Raw genomic sequence first — 15,388 nt, forward strand, 5'->3', positions numbered from 1 at the left:
CCAGCTCGGCCGGTTCGGATCTGTCACCAACCGTGCACCACGCCACTGACAATCGCTCTGGCCTGCGTAAACGCGTTCGTCGGGCCGATTGTCAGTGGCAGGACCTACCGTCGGTGGCATGACTGAGCAGGGGGTGCGCCGGACCGCGGAACAGGTGCTGGCACTGGCGCCTGACGCCGCGTCACGTAGGGCGGGGAGCAGGCTCGGCACGGCCGGGCCGTGGTCCGGGGCGGGGTGTGCGGAGGGGGCGGTGTGGGGTCTGTGCAAGGGCAGCGGCAGCGAGCCGTACCGGACGGTGGTGGACCTGACCGACGCGGCCGGGCCGGTCTGCAGGTGCAGCTGCCCGAGCCGTAAGTTCCCCTGCAAGCACGGGCTCGGGTTGCTTCTGCTGTGGGCGGGCGACGAGGGCGCGGTGCCGGCGTCCGCACAGCCGCCGGACTGGGCGGGACAGTGGCTGGCGTCCCGGCGCGGCCGGGCCGAGACCAGGAGGACGCAGACCGAGGCGGGTTCGGCGGCCGGTCCCGCCGATCCGGCGGCGGCCCGGCGGCGGGCCGAGCGCAGGGCGGAGCGGGTCACGGCGGGCGCGACGGAGCTGGAGCAGCGTCTTGCGGACCTGCTGCGCGGCGGTCTGGCCGCGGTCGAGCAGGCGGGGTACGGGCTGTGGGACGAGATGGCCGCCCGCATGGTCGACGCGCAGGCACCCGGTCTGGCCGCGCGGACAAGGGAGTTGGGGGCGATACCGGCATCGGGTGCCGGCTGGCCGGCGCGGCTGCTGGAGGAGTGCGCGCTGCTGCATCTGCTCGACCAGGGCTGGCTGCGCCGCGACCGGCTGCCGGACGCCCTCGCGGTCACCGTCCGTTCCCGGCTGGGCCTGCCCGCCACGCCGGACGGGCCGCCGGTGCGCGACCGCTGGCTGGTCCTCGCCCAGTACGACACCGCGGACGCGAAACTGACGACGCGCCGGATCTGGCTGCACGGCGCCGAGTCGGGTGACACCCGGCTCCTGCTGTCCTACGGTGCCGCGGGCCGGGCACCGGAGCTGTCGCTGCCGGTCGGGCTCGCCCTGGAGGCCGAGCTGTCCGCCTTTCCGGGCGCGGGCCAGCCCAGGGCCGCCCTCGGTGAGCGGTTCGCCCCGCCCGCCCCGGCCGCGTTCCGCCCGCGGGGGGTGGACACGGCAGGAGCGGCGGCCCGGTACGGGGAGGCGCTGCGCGAGGACCCCTGGCTTGAGTCGGTTCCGGTGACCCTGGACCGGGTGATACCGGTCCCGGACGCCGACCGCTGGCAGCTCGCCGACGCCGGCACGGACACGGCCCTGCCGCTGACCCGGACCGCGCGCTCCCGGCCCGGGCTGTGGCGGCTGGTCGCCCTGTCCGGCGGCGCCCCCGTCACGGTCTTCGGCGAGTGCGGCCACCGCGGCTTCACCCCGCTCACCGCCTGGCCGGAGGGCCCGGGCGAGGCGGTGCCGCTGTGCTGACCGGCCGTACCGGACCACACGGGGACACCCCGGCAGACGAAGGGAAGGGAACGTGATGAACGGGACGCCGGCCGGCGGGGACACCACCGCCCCGGCCAGTTCCTGGGAGGACCTGGTCACCACCGCGCTCCTCGGCACCGACCGGCGGGCACCGGCGCACGGCACGCCCGGCCGTCCGGCACCGCTCGCGCTGCTCGACGCGGCGGCCGTGGCGACCGTGCGGCGGCGGGCCGGACTGCGGCCCGCCGCGGCGGGCCCGCGGCCGGACCGGGCACCCTCGGATCCGCGCCCGGCGCTGCCCGCTGCGGCGGCCCGCAGACTCGCCACCCTGCTGGCCGACCGGTCCGCCGGAGCGTCCGGCGGCCGGCGGGGCAGCACCCCGGACCTGATGGAGCTGCTCCCCCAGTGGCTGGCAGCGGCCAACGCACAGGGCTACGCGGCACCACCGCAAGCCCTGCCCGCGCTGCTGGACGCGGCCCGGGGCCGTACGGACCTGCGCCCGGCGGCGCTGGCCTTCGCCGGCCCGCGCGCATTGTGGCTGGCCCGGCTGAACCCGGACTGGCGCTTCGCCCTGCGCGCGGCCCCCGGCGGCGGCGCGGCGCTGCCCGGCCCCGAGGACGCCGAGGCGGTGCACCGGCTGTGGCAGGAGGGGCTGTTCGCCGAGCGGTCGGCGCTGCTGGGCACGCTCCGCGCCCGTACGCCCGCCTCGGCGCGCGAACTGTTGGCATCGACGTGGGCCACGGAGCGGGCCGAGGACCGGCTGATGTTCCTCGACTCGCTGCGCACGGGGCTGTCGGAGGCGGACGAGCCGTTCCTGGAGCGGGCGTTGGGCGACCGCAGCCGTAATGTCCGGGCGACGGCCGCCGAGCTGCTGTCCGCGCTGCCGGATTCGGCGCTCGCCGGGCGCATGGCGGTGCGGGCCGCGGCATGTGTGGCCCCGGAGCGTACGGGGAACGCGCCGGCGATCGCGGTGGAGGCGCCGCACGAGTGCGACTCCGGCATGGAGCGGGACGGCGTGGTGGCCGCACCGCCCGCGGGCAGAGGGGAACGCTCGTGGTGGCTGGGGCAGCTGGTGGAGGCCGCTCCGCTCGGCACCTGGACGGAGCGGTTCGGCGGGCGGACGGCCCAGGAGATCGTCGCGCTGCCGGTGGCGGACGGCTGGCAGGGCGAGCTGCACGCGGCATGGTGCCGGGCGGCGGTGCGGCAGCGGGACGCCAAGTGGTCGCGGGCGCTGCTCGGTTCGCCGTCGGCGCCGGAGGCCGGCGGCCCGGGCGCGGTGTCCCTGGCGGAACGGGCGAAGCTGCTGGCCGCGCTGGAACCGGCGGAGCGGGCGGCGTGGGTGGCCGGCTTCATCGCGGCGCACGGCCTGTCGGAGGCCTTCCAACTGCTCGGAGTGTGCGCGGTCCCGTGGGCTCCCCCGCTCGGCCGGGCGGTCGTGGACGCCCTGAACATCGCACGGGACGCGGGCAGTTACCCGTGGAGCTTCAGCGGCGTGATGGGGCTGGCGGAGCGCTGCCTGGACCCGGCGGAGGTCGTACGACTGGAGGCGCTGCTGGCGATACCCGACGAACGGGAGGACGCCGCACCGGGAGCCGGCGGCTACTGGGCGGAGGCGTTCCAGCGCCTGGTCACCACGCTGCGCCTGCGGGCGGCGATGACCCGGGAGCTGACACCGCCGGACCCGGGCAGCCCGTCCGGCGCCTGAGGAGGGTGCCACTGCCACGGCCTGCCGCGCGACCACCGAAGGCACCCGCTCGCCCGACGCGGGGCACCCGCTCGCCCAACGCAAGGCGCCTGCTCGCGGGACGCAGGGCACCCGCTCGCCCGACGCCGGGCGCCCGCCCGGCTGACGGGGGCGCCCGACCGATCGCCGGGAAGCGTCCCTCAGCCCCCGGACGCGGCCGGCTGGCGCACGTTCTCGCGGACCCAGTCCACGATCGACGTGGTCGTCGCGCCCGGCGTGAAGATCGCGGCCACGCCCTTCTCCTTCAGCGGGGGGATGTCCTCTTCTGGGATGATGCCGCCGCCGAAGACGAGGATGTCCTCGGCGTCCCGCTCCTTGAGCAGCGCGATGACCGCCGCGAACAGCGTGTTGTGGGCGCCCGAGAGGATGGACAGGCCGATCGCGTCGGCGTCCTCCTGGATGGCGGTGTCGACGATCTGTTCCGGCGTCTGGTGGAGGCCGGTGTAGATGACCTCCATGCCGGCGTCGCGCAGGGCCCGCGCGATCACCTTGGCCCCGCGATCGTGGCCGTCGAGCCCCGGCTTGGCGACCACCACGCGGATCGGACCGGCTGCCACACCCATCACTGCCTCCATCAAGCGACCACGGAAGCGATCGCTTCCGTCCGTATCGACAAGTACCGCACTTTTGGCGCGTTCCGCCACCCGTCGCGAAGTGAACGAACGTTATCTCCAGCATCCCGCAACCGGCAGTTTTACGGTGCGCGGCGAGGGGGAAATCACATGGTGGGACATGAGGGCACACGGGGGATCGAGCCGTCCTCCGGCGTGCCGACAGGAGGTCGGCCATGAAGGTCACCGGGGTACTGCCACTCTTTCTCCCGATCTGCCGCCGTCTGTGGCCCGGCAGACTGGCCGGACTGTCGGTCGTGCTGCTCAAGGCGACCGCCCTGGAGGCGGCCATCCTCGCCGGTCACCTCCTGCTGTATCCGACCGGCCTCTTCCAGGAACGCCGCTGCCCGGCCCTGCCGACGGCGGGCGGCGCCGCCCGGCTGCCGGTGCGCCCGGGTATGCCGGTCGTCCTGCTGCACGGCTTCATCGACAACCGCTCGGTGTTCGTCCTGCTGCGCCGCGCTCTCGCCCAGGACGGCCGCCAGCGGGTGGAGTCACTCAACTACTCTCCGCTGACCTGTGACATACGCACCGCAGCGGAACTGCTGGGCCGGCACATCGAGGAGATCTGCGAGCGCACCGGCAGCGACCGGGTCGACATCGTGGGACACAGCCTCGGCGGCCTGATAGCCCGCTACTACGTGCAGTGCCTCGGCGGCGACCTGCGGGTGCGCACGCTCGTCACGCTCGGCACACCCCACTCCGGGACCCGGGTTGCGCCGCTGGCCGACGCGCATCCGATCGTGCGGCAGATGCGGCCCGGCTCGGCGGTGATCGAGGAACTGGCCCGGCCCGCGCCGGGCTGCCGTACCCGGTTCGTGAGCTTCTGGAGCGATCTGGACTCCCTGATGGATCCGTTGGAGACGGCCTGCCTGGAACATCCCGATCTGGAGGCACAGAACATCCGTGTGACCGGCATCGGTCACCTCGCACTGCCCGTGCACCCCGCCGTGGCGGCGGGAATCCGGGATGTGCTCGACGTGCCGCACCCCGGCGACCGGACAGCCGACGGCCTGACGGTGGCCTGAGCCGGCCCCTCTCGGGCGAGGAACAGCCCGCGCACAGCTGACACTCGGTCACTCGGCATCGAACACTCTTCGAACACAAGGCCAAGCTCGCGTCCGTCGTCCCCCGAAACACGGCCGAATGCCCGTTTCCCGTCCACGTGAAACAGGCCGAAGATTGTCGCGCCCAGGTACCGCCGGGTACAGTCGCCGCACTGCTCTGGCAGCCCCTGTTGTCGAGGCGAAAGAGAAGTTGGTGAACGACCGTCACCCGTCGGGGACCATGACCACCCCGGCCTCGGCTTCCGACGCCTCCACCGCGCACTACGCGCCGTACGGGGCACCGGAAGCTCCTTACGGCGACCTCACCACGTACGGCAGCTACGACGCCACCGATTTTGCGGGCGGTTCGGGAAGCACCACCGCCTTCGACACCGATCCGCTCTTCGGCAGCATGCCGGGCAGCGAGCAGACCACCGGCGCGTACGACACCACCCAGTGGCAGACCGGCGCGGGCCAGACCCTGAACTACGACCCGTACGCGGCCCAGCACCACGCCGCCTACGACTCCGGCGTCTACGACAGCACCGCCTGGACGGTCCCCGCGCAGGCCACCGGGAACGACGTCAGCGGTCAGTGGGACGCGGGAGCCTGGCTGCAGCCCGACCAGAACGGCGGCGCCGAGCCCACCCAGCAGTGGGAGTGGGGCGCCCAGAACTTCGACACGGGCGCGTACGACGCCACGCAGTGGAACGCCGCCGGGCAGAGCGTGACGGCCGATCCCGAGCAGACTGCCGAACCGTTCGGTCAACAGGCCACCACGACGTTCGAGGCGGTCGGCGACACCCAGGCCGGCTTCGAGCACGCCGGCTTCGACCACGCCGGGTTCGAGCAGGCCGGTGACCCGCACGCGACCGCGGCCTTCGAGCACGCCTCGTACGAGGACGCCGGCTTCGACGACCAGCACTCGGACGCGGGCGAGCCGGACAGCACCGGCGAACTCCCCGTCGTGACCGACTTGCTGGACGACCAGGAAGAGATCACTCCGGCACCGGCGACCCGCGCGGGCTCGCGCAGCGCCTCCCGCTCCCGGCGCCGTACTCCCGCCAAACGCTCGGCGCTGCTGACCGTCGCCGTTCCCTCGGCCTGTGTGATGGGGGTCGCCGGGATCGCCGCCGCCTCGGTCGGCGCGCTCACCGACGACTCCAAGGACACCACCGCCTCCGCCCCGGACGCCCAGGTGGTCAAGCCGTCGATCGCCAACAGCAAGCTGGACACCCAGCTCAAGACCCTCTCCGCCGGCGCCACCGACTTCGCCGACCGGGCGAGCCGTACGCAGGAACGGATCGACCTCAAGGCGCAGCAGGAGCTGGAGAAGAAGAAGGCCGCCGCGGAGGCCGCGCTCAAGGAGCGGCTGCGTCCCAAGTTCGCGCTGCCGGTCGCGCAGCGCGGGCTCAGCGCCTACTACGGACAGGCGGGCGTCAACTGGATGTCGGTGCACACGGGCATCGACTTCCCGGTCTCCTACGGCACCACGGTCATGGCCGCCACCGACGGCGTCGTCTCCACCAAGTGGAACAGCGCCTACGGCAACATGCTGATCGTGACGGCGAAGGACGGCACGGAGACCTGGTACTGCCACCTGTCCAGCTACCGCGTCGCCTCCGGTACGGCGATCAAGGCCGGCCAGCCGGTCGCCTACTCCGGCAACTCCGGCAACTCCACCGGCCCCCACCTGCATTTCGAGGTGCGGCCGGCGGGCGGGTCGGCCATAGACCCGCTGCCGTGGCTGCGCAGCCACGGTCTCGACCCGACGTAGGACCGATCCGGCATATCAGCCGGCCCCCCGCGGGAGCCGGCTCCGCGTAGAAGCCGGCTGAGTGCAGGGGCGAGGCCCGGTCCCGTCCCGTATCCCGTACAGGAGTGGGGGCTTTGCGCCCCGGACTCCACCGGCTACAGCTTCTCCACCGGTGCGTACCGCAGCAGCAGCCGCTTCGGCTTGGTGTCCCCGAAGTCGATCGTCGCCTCCGCGTTCCCGCCCGTGCCCTTCACCGCGACGACCGTGCCGAGGCCGAACTGGTCATGAGTGACCCGGTCGCCGACAGCCAGCGCGACCACAGGCTTCTCCGCCGTGCGCCGCGTGGCGAAACCGGACGCACCCGACGCCGAGGAACGCGAGCGGGTCGAGGACAGCGAGGCCGCGATCCCGGATGCCGGGCCGGCGGACACCGGCGCCGCCGCTCCCGTCCGCTTCCACTCCACATGGGTGGGCGGAATCTCCTCCAGGAAGCGGGAGGGCGGGTTGTACGACGGCTGGCCCCAGGCGCTGCGCATCGCCGACCGTGTCAGGTACAGCCGCTCCCGCGCACGCGTGATGCCGACGTAGGCCAGGCGGCGCTCCTCCTCCAGCTCCTTGGTCTGGCCGAGCGCGCGCATGTGCGGGAAGACGCCGTCCTCCATGCCGGTCAGGAACACGACCGGGAACTCCAGGCCCTTGGCGGTGTGGAGGGTCATCAGCGTGATGACGCCGTCGCCGTCCTCCTCGTCGGGGATCTGGTCGGAGTCGGCGACCAGGGCGACCTGCTCCAGGAAGTCGGCGAGCGTCGCCTGTTCGCTCTCGCCACGCTCCTGCTCGAACTCCAGGGCGACGGCCGCGAGTTCCTGGAGGTTCTCGATGCGGGTCTCGTCCTGGGGGTCGGTGGAGGCCTGCAGCTCGGCCAGGTAGCCGGTGCGTTCCAGTATGGCTTCCAGGACGGTCGCCGGTCCGGCGCCGGACTCGACGATCGTGCGCAGGTCCTCCATGAGCGTGTTGAACCGCTTGACCGCGTTGGTGGAACGCGCGGCCATGCCGTACGCCTCGTCGACGCGCTTGAGGGCCTGTGGAAAGCTGATCTTCTCGCGCTGGGCGAGGGCGTCGATCATCGCCTCCGCACGCTCGCCGATGCCCCTCTTGGGCACGTTGAGGATGCGGCGCAGCGGCACCGAGTCCTCGGGGTTGGCGAGGACGCGCAGGTAGGCCAGGACGTCCCTGACCTCCTTGCGCTCGTAGAAGCGGACGCCGCCGACGACCTTGTAGGGCAGGCCGACGCGGATGAAGACCTCTTCGAAGACACGGGACTGGGCGTTGGTGCGGTAGAAGACGGCGACATCCCCGGCCCTCGCCTCGCGCGCGTCTGTGAGCCGGTCTATCTCGTCGGCGACGAACTGGGCCTCGTCGTGCTCGGTGTCGGCGACGTACCCGGTGATCCGCGCGCCCTGGCCGGCGTTGGTCCACAGGTTCTTGGGGCGGCGCGACTCGTTGCGCTCGATGACCGCGTTGGCGGCGGACAGGATGGTCTGCGTGGAGCGGTAGTTCTGCTCCAGCAGGATCGTCGTCGCGTCGGGGTAGTCCTCCTCGAACTGGAGGATGTTGCGGATCGTCGCACCCCGGAAGGCGTAGATCGACTGGTCCGCGTCACCCACCACGCAGAGTTCGGCGGGCGGGAGGTCGTACTCGCCGGGCGGTACCTCCTCGGCGTGCTCCCCGGTGCCCACCAGCTCGCGCACCAGCGCGTACTGGGCGTGGTTGGTGTCCTGGTACTCGTCGACCAGGACGTGCCGGAAGCGGCGGCGGTAGTGCTCGGCGACGTCCGGGAAGGCGCGCAGCAGGTTGACCGTCGTCATGATCAGGTCGTCGAAGTCCAGCGCGTTCGCCTCGCGCAGCCGCGACTGGTACAGCGCGTAGGCCTGCGCCAGCGTCTTCTCGAAGCCGTCGGTGGCCTGCGCGGCGAAGTCCTCCTCGTCGATCAGCTCGTTCTTGAGGTTGCTGATCTTGGCGCTGAAGGACTTCGGCGGGAAGCGCTTGGGGTCCAGGTCCAGGTCGCGGCAGACCAGGGCCATCAGGCGCTTGCTGTCGGCGGCGTCGTAGATCGAGAACGACGACGTGAAGCCCAGCTTCTTCGACTCGCGGCGCAGGATCCGCACGCACGCGCTGTGGAAGGTCATCACCCACATCGCGTTCGCGCGCGGGCCGACGAGGTGCTCGACGCGCTCCTTCATCTCGCCCGCGGCCTTGTTGGTGAAGGTGATCGCGAGGATCTGGCCCGGGTGCACGTTCCGCTCGGCGAGCAGGTGGGCGATGCGGTGGGTGAGCACGCGGGTCTTGCCGGAGCCGGCACCGGCGACGATGAGCAGCGGGGAGCCGGCGTGCACGACCGCGGCGCGCTGGTTGTCGTTCAGCCCCTCCAGGAGCGCCGCCGCGTCGATCACGGGGCGCGGGGCACCGTCGCGGTAGTAGGCGTCCCGGTCCGGCGGCAGGTCGAACTTCCCGCCGAACAGATCGTCCGGAAGCGGCTCCGGAGCGTGATCGTCCTCGGGCGGCGGCGGCTGCTCCTCCTCGCGCCCTCGGGGGGGCTGGAGGTCCGCCAGGAAGCTGTCGTCAAAGAGGCTGCTCATCGCTCTACGAGTCTAGGGCGCCCCACCGACAACCGGTCGCAGTCCCCGGAACATGGCTGACCCCACCTTGAGTTGATCTTCGCCCCGGAAGTCCCCGCAGACCGCTCACCCAACGGAAGCGCCTGGTCACGCGGGCGTGAACCAGCCATCAGGTCACGGAAATGTATCGGACAAACCGCGCACCAACCTTCACAGAAGACACACGAGTTGGCTAGGTTGCCGTCAGGCCGCACGACCCCTCTCCGGCGAGCCTCGCCGGGCCGCGCGGCCTCCGCCGAGTCCGGCGCGCCCCCTGCGTGGTGCCCGGAGCCGGGGACCCACCGATCCTGGGGTGAATCGGCCGACTCCCGCCCGGGACGACGCCGTAGGGCAACCCTTCCGTACGCCCGAACCCGACAGCTAACCCGGTAGGCGGCAGCATGGAAGGAGTCGCCTCCCTTGGCGTCGCACCGCAAGCCGCGCCCCGGCGGAACCCCGGGGACGGGCCTCCGCACCCCCGCTCTCGCCACCGCCGCCCTCACGTCCGTGGCCGTTCTCTCCCAGAACGCGCAGGCCGCTGCCGTGACCGGTCACGGCAGGCCGAGTCCGGAGGAGATCGAGCGGAAGATCGACGATCTGTACCGCCGGGCGGAATCGGCGACCGAGCCGGCCGGCACGGCCAGGGACCGGTCCACCGGCACCACCAGGGAACGTGTCACCGGCACGGGCGGGCAACGTTCCGCCGACGCGGGGAGGGAGCGCACCGGCGCGGGCGGGGAGCGTTCCGCCGGCACGGGGCCGGAGCGTTCCGCCGCGGCCGAGGAGCGCCTCTCCGAGGCATCCGGGCGGCGCGGTGACAGCCTTCAGCGGCTCCGGGACGAGGTGGCCCGGCGCGCCGCCCGCGCCCGCGGCATTCCCGCCCAGCGCGGCACGGCCCCAGCCCGGGACACGGCCGCGACGCCACCGGCCCGGGGTGTGGACGCCGTACCGTCTCGGCGTACGGCGACCGTCCCGTCGTCCGTCCAGCGTGCAGCCCGCCCGGCACCCGGCGAGCACACGGCCGCCACCGCGGCGGCGGACGGCGCGCCGGAGGTCGCGGCGAGGGACCCGAAGGTGGCCAAGGCGGCGGTGCAGAGAAAGCTGGCCCACGCGCGCGTGCTGCTCTCGCGCCGGATCGGACAGGAGGCCGCACGGCCCGTCGCGCCGGTCACGTCCCGCGTATCGAGCGGACACGTCGCACCGGTCACGTCCGTCCCGATGGTCACTACCGCCGCCTCGACGGTCACTGCGGTCGCCTCCACAGTCACTGCCGTCGCCCCGACAGTCACTGCCGTCGCCCCGACGGTCACTACCGCCGCATCCGGCGCTGCGCCCGCACCGGTCGCACCCGGCACGGATGCGACGACCAAGGCCCTGAAAGCCCTCGCCTTCGCCCGGGAGCAGCTGGGCAAGCCGTGTGTGTGGGGTGCCGCCGGACCCGGTTCCTACGACTGCTCGGGACTCACCCAGGCCGCCTGGAAGTCCGCCGGTGTCACCCTTCCGCGGACCGCCCGCGACCAGGCCGAAGCCGGTACCACGGTGCCGTACGCCGAGGCCCGCCCCGGCGACCTCGTCTTCTTCCACGACGACGCCGGCCATGTCGGACTCTGCTCGGGCGACGGCATGATGATCCACGCCCCCAGGCCGGGTGCGTACGTGCGCGAGGAGCCGGTCTCCTACGGCGACGGGTCGGCCGTGCGCCGCGTGGTCCGGCCGGGCTGACCCGGCCACCGGGGGATCCATCCCGTCCGGGTCCAGCCCTGCCCCGGGGAGACCACCCGGGGCTTCGGGTCACCTGGCGATTCGGGTCACTCGAGGATTCAGGTCACCCGGGGACCCGGTCACCCGGCGATCAGGTCCACAGGACGGCGATGAAGATGTTCGCCGCGGTCAGCAGGCCGACGAGCCCGAAGAGGCCCTTGTCGACCCGCTCCTCGTCGCGCTTCACGTAGACGAGTCCGAGGATCACGATGAGCAGGGCCAGTTTCACGCCGATCTTGATGTTGTTGACGTGGTGGTCGTCGGCCTGATTGAGGCCGACGAGCACCACGCCGGTGACCAGCATGGTCAGCGCGCCGTGCAGCATCCCGGGCACGAACCGGGCCGTGCCCTGGCCCATCGCCTTCATCTGGGTGAGGAAGCCACCGAGCAGCGCGGCGATACCGACGATGTGCAGGCCGACGAAGAGATGGATGAGTACGTCCATGGGGCCGGAGCCTAATTCGTCGGCAACAGCCCCAGGGAGGGCAGGGTGCCGTTCCGGAGTGCTCGAGCGCCGAGGGCCGTCACGCCTTGTCGGGGCCGGGCCCGCGAAGCGTGGCCGGCTCGGCCGACGCTTCCATGACCCGCACCACGTCCACCGCAGCCTCCTTGCGTCCGCGTGCCGGCGGGGGCGCGGAAACGTTCCGGGGATCTTGCATATATGCGCCCCATAGCACCCGACCGCCCCCACCCGTTCCCACTTTCCGCGGTTCGGTCACCACGCTGCGTGAAGAAGGCGACCCGAACCCGGCAGGGGAATCACATACGGTCACAACACGGCCTCTCGTAACCACTTCCGTACACCGCGTTACCAACCCGTCACCGTGCGGCCTAGCGTCCTCCCCCAGGTGACCGGCTCCCCACCGCCGCCCGACCCAGGGGCGGCAGTCGGCCACCACCGCCGGGAAAGGCCCGGCGGCGGCCCACTCCCCCTGTGCGGGCCGCCGCCGGGCGCCGACCGCTCGGTCGTACGCGGTCGGACTCGGTAGGACGAGTCGTACGGAAGGACGTGACGGTCCAGGTGGCAGCGCACCGCAAGCCCCCGCATCGCTCGCTCAGCGGTCACACGGCCCGGACGGCCGCCACACTCGCCCTGGCGGGCGCGGCCACCGCGGCGGGCTTCGACGGCACGGCACACGCCGAGCCCCAGCTGACACAGGCACAGGTGAAGGCCAAGGTGGACAGCTTGTACCGGGACGCCGAGACCGCCACCGAGAAGTACAACGGGGCGAAGGAAGAAGCGGATGCCACCCAGCGGCGGCTGACCGGGCTGCAGGACGAGACCGCCCGCAAACAGGCGAAGCTCAACTCCGCCCGGGAGGCGCTGGGTTCGCTCGCCGCCGCCCAGTACCGGGACGGGGGCATCGACCCCGCGTGGCAGCTGGCCCTCTCCAGCGATCCCGACCGGTACCTCGACGGCGCCGCATTCGCGGAGCGGGCCGGTGACCGGCAGGCCGCCGCCGTGTCGCGGGTACGCGATCAGCTGCGTGAGATCGAGCGGTTGCGCGGAGCCGCACGCATCGAGCTGAAGTCACTGCGAGCACGGCAGGCCGAGCTGAGCCGGCAGAAGAAGACCGTCACCGGCAAGCTGGACGAGGCCCGTCGGCTGCTGGCACGGCTGACTCCGCGCCAACGCACCGCCGTCACCGGGCCCGGCGGCACGACCGGCCACACCTCCCGCTCGGCCGCCGGCCCCCGGGAGCCCTTGCCGCAGCCCGGGTCAGCCCCTGCCCCCACCGGCCGAGCCGCCGCGGCCGTCGCCTACGCCTACGGCAAGCTCGGCAGCCCGTACGTATGGGGTGCGACCGGCCCGAACGCCTTCGACTGCTCGGGCCTGGTCCAGGCCGCCTACCGCTCCGCCGGCATCTCCCTGCCCCGCACCAGCTACGCCCAGATCAACGCGGGCCACCGAGTCTCCCGCTCCGAACTCCAGCCCGGGGACCTGGTGTTCTTCTACTCCGGGATCAGCCACGTCGGCATCTACGTGGGCAACGGCCAGATGATCCACGCACCCAACCCGTCGGCCCCGGTCCGGGTGGCTCCGATCGACCAGATGCCCTTCGCAGGGGCGACGAGAGTCGCCTGAGGTCCGGATGCGGTCGAGGTGCGGTCGGATGGGGGCCGGTGAGGCCGGGGCGGGCGGCGGGTACGGGCCCGGGCGGTCAGACCAGCCGGCGGGCGGTCGCCCATCTGGTCAGTTCGTGACGGTTGGACAGCTGGAGCTTGCGCAGGACCGCCGAGACATGGGACTCGACCGTCTTCACCGAGATGAACAGCTGCTTGGCGATCTCCTTGTAGGCGTACCCACGGGCGATCAGCCGCAGCACCTCGCGCTCGCGCTGGGTCAGGCGGTCCAGGTCCTCGTCCACCGGCGGGGCGTCGGTGGAGGCGAAGGCGTCCAGGACGAAGCCCGCCAGCCGCGGCGAGAAGACCGCGTCGCCCTCCTGGACACGGAAGATCGAGTCGACCAGGTCGGCGCCGGTGATCGTCTTGGTGACATAGCCGCGGGCGCCACCGCGGATCACCCCGATCACGTCCTCCGCCGCGTCCGACACGGACAGTGCCAGGAAACGGACGGGCCGCTCGGCGTCCGCCATCAACGGAGCGCACCGGCGCAGCACTTCGACGCCGCCGCCGCCCGGCAGATGGACGTCGAGGAGGACCACCTCGGGCCGGGTCGCCGTGATCACCGTGACCGCCTGGTCGACGTCCGCGGCCTCGCCGACCACCTCGACCCCGGTCACGGCGGTCTGGCCGATCTCGGCCTGCACGCCGGTGCGGAACATCCGGTGGTCGTCCACGAGCACCACCCGTACGTGCCGTCCGCCCGCGCCGCCGTCGTCGGGCCGGCCGGCCCCGGCCGCCTCCGCCGCTCCCGCCGTGCCGCTCGCCTCGGTCGCGTCGCTCATGACGTCTTCTCCGCCCTCTCCATCTCCAGCTCGACCTCGGTGCCGCCGCCCGGCACCGCCCGCAGCCGGGCCGTACCGCCGTGGCGCTCCATGCGGCCGATGATCGATTCTCTAACGCCCATGCGGTCGGCGGGTATCGAGTCGAGATCGAAGCCGGGGCCGCGGTCGCGGACGGACACGAAGACCGTTCTTCCCTCGACTTCGGCGTAGACCTGTACGGCACCGCCCTCGCCACCGTACTTGGCCGCGTTCACCATCGCCTCGCGCGCGGCCTGCATCTGCGCACCGGTCCTCTCGTCCAGCGGGCAGTCGCCGACGACGACCACCTCGAGGGGCACGCCGTGCTTGTCCTCCACCTCGGCGGCACTGCGCCGCACCGCCTCGGCGACCGTGTCCGGCTCGTCGGCCTCGTCCTTGCCGGTTCCCTCCGGCTTGTACAGCCAGGTGCGCAGGTCACGCTCCTGGGCGCGGGCGAGGCGGCGCACCTCGCCCGCGTTGTCGGCGTTGCGCTGGATCAGGGTGAGGGTGTGCAGCACGGAGTCGTGGACATGGGCGGCGACCTCGGCGCGCTCCTGGGCGCGGATGCGCATCAGGCGTTCCTCGGAGAGGTCCTGCGTCATGCGGACCAGGTAGGGGCCGGCGAGCAGGGTGATACCGACGAGGACGGCGAGCGCGGCCTGCAGGACCGCGCCGAGGTGGGCGGTCGAGCCCTGCATGACGAAGACGGCCGAGACACCGGCCGTGACGAGCAGGACGCCGCCGGCCGCACGCAGCAGGCTGAGCGTGCGGCGCCGGCGGCCGACCTCGACCCAGCGGGCCCGGCGGGCGTTGTCCGCCTGGCGCCACACGAGCGCGACACCGGCCGCCACGAGCACGGCGGGCAGCAGATAGGCCTTGGCCGCGCTGCCCAGGTTGACGCTGCCCACGAAGACGATGGACACGATGACCATGAGGAGCAGCGCGACGATCTGTCCCCGGTCCGGCTTGCGGGCCACCAGTTTGCGGCGGCCGTCCGGCGAGGTCTCCGTGCCCACCAGCGACGGCTTCTGGCCGCCGACGCCACCGACGCCGAGCGGGACGAAGAACCAGAACGCCGCGTAGAGCAGCGCTCCGAGTCCGTCGGCCATGAGCAGGCCGACGAAGGCGAGCCGCACCCAGATGACGGGCAGCCCGAGATGCCCGGCGAGGCCCCGCGCCACTCCGCCGAGCCAGCGACCGTCGCTGCTGCGGTAGAGCTTGCGCGGCGGCCGCGGGTCGTCGAGGGGCAGGCTTGCGGCTTCCGGCATGCCAACGATGGTCACACGGCGGGCGGGGCGGAGCATCAGGGTCGGCCCCCGAGAGGCCCCTGATCTTCCCCGGGACCGGTCCGGGTGGACGGTTCATCCGGTGATCCGTGCCGGTCGAACGCTTCCCCGCCGCCTCTCAGGGCCGAT

Annotated in this window: 11 protein-coding genes and 1 riboswitch; of the genes, 6 read left to right on the forward strand and 5 right to left on the reverse strand. The window is 72.7% G+C overall.

Going from position 1 to position 15,388, the window contains the following annotated elements; all coding sequences use genetic code 11:
- The first annotated feature begins 118 nt into the window (after positions 1 to 118).
- Together JK359_RS05385 and JK359_RS05390 are read left to right on the forward strand one after the other, a co-directional pair.
- A complete protein-coding gene (locus tag JK359_RS05385) occupies positions 119 to 1,474 on the forward strand; it encodes an SWIM zinc finger family protein (protein WP_201832142.1) in 1,356 nt (451 codons plus the stop codon).
- Positions 1,475 to 1,529: 55 nt separating this feature from the next.
- Positions 1,530 to 3,179, forward strand: coding sequence for a DUF5691 domain-containing protein (locus JK359_RS05390; RefSeq protein WP_201832144.1), 1,650 nt, complete (start codon positions 1,530 to 1,532; stop codon positions 3,177 to 3,179).
- A gap of 179 nt (positions 3,180 to 3,358) precedes the next feature.
- On the opposite strand, the gene icmB is transcribed toward JK359_RS05390, so the two are convergent.
- The gene (gene icmB, locus JK359_RS05395) at positions 3,359 to 3,781 is read right to left on the reverse strand and encodes a coenzyme B12-dependent isobutyryl CoA mutase small subunit (protein ID WP_201832146.1); all 423 of its coding nucleotides are present in this window, start codon (positions 3,779 to 3,781) and stop codon (positions 3,359 to 3,361) included.
- Positions 3,782 to 4,005: 224 nt separating this feature from the next.
- On the opposite strand from icmB, the gene JK359_RS05400 reads away from it, so the two are divergent.
- On the forward strand, positions 4,006 to 4,857 hold the full coding sequence (locus tag JK359_RS05400) for an esterase/lipase family protein (RefSeq protein WP_201832152.1): 852 nt from the start codon (positions 4,006 to 4,008) through the stop codon (positions 4,855 to 4,857).
- 232 nt (positions 4,858 to 5,089) lie between these two features.
- Positions 5,090 to 6,652 carry a M23 family metallopeptidase gene (locus JK359_RS05405; protein ID WP_307787977.1) on the forward strand — a complete coding sequence of 521 codons (1,563 nt, stop codon included), beginning with the start codon at positions 5,090 to 5,092 and terminating at the stop codon, positions 6,650 to 6,652.
- A gap of 134 nt (positions 6,653 to 6,786) precedes the next feature.
- Here JK359_RS05405 and pcrA read toward each other — a convergent pair whose 3' ends face one another.
- Complete coding sequence (gene pcrA / locus JK359_RS05410; RefSeq protein ID WP_201832162.1) at positions 6,787 to 9,267, reverse strand: DNA helicase PcrA; 2,481 nt, start codon at positions 9,265 to 9,267, stop codon at positions 6,787 to 6,789.
- 276 nt (positions 9,268 to 9,543) lie between these two features.
- Positions 9,544 to 9,697: riboswitch (cyclic di-AMP (ydaO/yuaA leader) on the forward strand.
- Positions 9,698 to 9,705: 8 nt separating this feature from the next.
- On the opposite strand from pcrA, the gene JK359_RS05415 reads away from it, so the two are divergent.
- Positions 9,706 to 11,007: a C40 family peptidase gene (locus JK359_RS05415; protein ID WP_236677317.1), complete on the forward strand. Its 1,302-nt coding sequence runs from the start codon at positions 9,706 to 9,708 to the stop codon at positions 11,005 to 11,007.
- Between the two features lie 130 nt (positions 11,008 to 11,137).
- Here JK359_RS05415 and JK359_RS05420 read toward each other — a convergent pair whose 3' ends face one another.
- Positions 11,138 to 11,491, reverse strand: a complete 354-nt coding sequence (locus tag JK359_RS05420) for a hypothetical protein (protein WP_201832164.1) — start codon at positions 11,489 to 11,491, stop codon at positions 11,138 to 11,140.
- Positions 11,492 to 12,067: 576 nt separating this feature from the next.
- Here JK359_RS05420 and JK359_RS05425 point away from each other — a divergent pair.
- On the forward strand, positions 12,068 to 13,132 hold the full coding sequence (locus tag JK359_RS05425; protein WP_201832773.1) for a C40 family peptidase: 1,065 nt from the start codon (positions 12,068 to 12,070) through the stop codon (positions 13,130 to 13,132).
- Positions 13,133 to 13,208: 76 nt separating this feature from the next.
- Here JK359_RS05425 and JK359_RS05430 read toward each other — a convergent pair whose 3' ends face one another.
- The gene (locus JK359_RS05430) at positions 13,209 to 13,955 is read right to left on the reverse strand and encodes a LuxR C-terminal-related transcriptional regulator (RefSeq protein ID WP_201832165.1); all 747 of its coding nucleotides are present in this window, start codon (positions 13,953 to 13,955) and stop codon (positions 13,209 to 13,211) included.
- Positions 13,952 to 15,241, reverse strand: a complete 1,290-nt coding sequence (locus JK359_RS05435) for an ATP-binding protein (RefSeq protein ID WP_201832167.1) — start codon at positions 15,239 to 15,241, stop codon at positions 13,952 to 13,954. Before JK359_RS05435 ends, JK359_RS05430 begins: the two co-directional genes overlap by 4 nt.
- Positions 15,242 to 15,388 lie beyond the last annotated feature (147 nt).

This window comes from Streptomyces actinomycinicus, from assembly GCF_016741775.1.
Taxonomy (GTDB): domain Bacteria; phylum Actinomycetota; class Actinomycetes; order Streptomycetales; family Streptomycetaceae; genus Streptomyces; species Streptomyces actinomycinicus.